Source organism: Gilliamella sp. B3892, assembly GCF_026536305.1.
Lineage (GTDB): Bacteria > Pseudomonadota > Gammaproteobacteria > Enterobacterales > Orbaceae > Gilliamella.
Genome location: NZ_JAFNOK010000047.1, coordinates 1 through 577, shown reverse-complemented (window position 1 = coordinate 577; position 577 = coordinate 1). Strand labels below are relative to the sequence as shown.

The window sequence follows — 577 nt, the reverse complement described above, 5'->3', positions numbered from 1 at the left end:
AAACATTAAACAAATGTTAAAAACAGGTCGGGCTTGTGTTACGACGAGTTAATTACTGCAAAAACGGGCACTATCACATGCTAGAAAAAATAGCATATAACTATGTTACAGCGCTGAGAAAACGAGGGGCAAACGTAGCAAAAATTAAATATGAAGTGGCAGAATTGATTAAAAAATATTCGGAAGAAGAAAAGGCAAAATTAAGGGAGTTGATACAAAAATGATTTACAAGATAACTGGAATAATAATTAGAAATGGACAGCAACCGATTAATTGGATGCGTTTTTCTAATAAAAAATTAAATCATCTTGATTGCGAGAAAATGGTAGATGGTCAAATTATTGAATTTAAGTGTGAGAGGGTTTAGAGATGATTAAGGAAATTCGATTAACTCATGAAGTTGCCCGTAATACGGCTATAAATTTTATTAATCAATTACCAGTTGATAGCAAATATCCGTTAAGAATAGTGATTGATGAAGAAAAGCGAACCTTAGCACAAAATCGAATGATGTGGGCTGTTTTAAACGATATTGCAAAACAAGTTGAATGGAACGGAGAAAAACTGACAGCAGAAG

The 577-nt window shown here is 32.9% G+C and carries 3 protein-coding genes; all 3 read left to right on the top strand.

The genetic code is table 11. From position 1 onward, the window contains the following. Positions 1 to 77 precede the first annotated feature (77 nt). Entirely contained in the window at positions 78 to 224 is a 147-nt protein-coding gene (locus J3U74_RS12465) for a hypothetical protein (protein ID WP_267338109.1), read from the top strand. Then, positions 221 to 367 carry a DUF1187 family protein gene (locus J3U74_RS12605; protein WP_366915721.1) on the top strand — a complete coding sequence of 49 codons (147 nt, stop codon included), beginning with the start codon at positions 221 to 223 and terminating at the stop codon, positions 365 to 367. Before J3U74_RS12465 ends, J3U74_RS12605 begins: the two co-directional genes overlap by 4 nt. Positions 368 to 369: 2 nt before the next feature. Next, positions 370 to 577 (top strand): recombination protein NinB (locus tag J3U74_RS12460; RefSeq protein WP_267338108.1); only part of this gene is annotated, 208 nt, incomplete at its 3' end.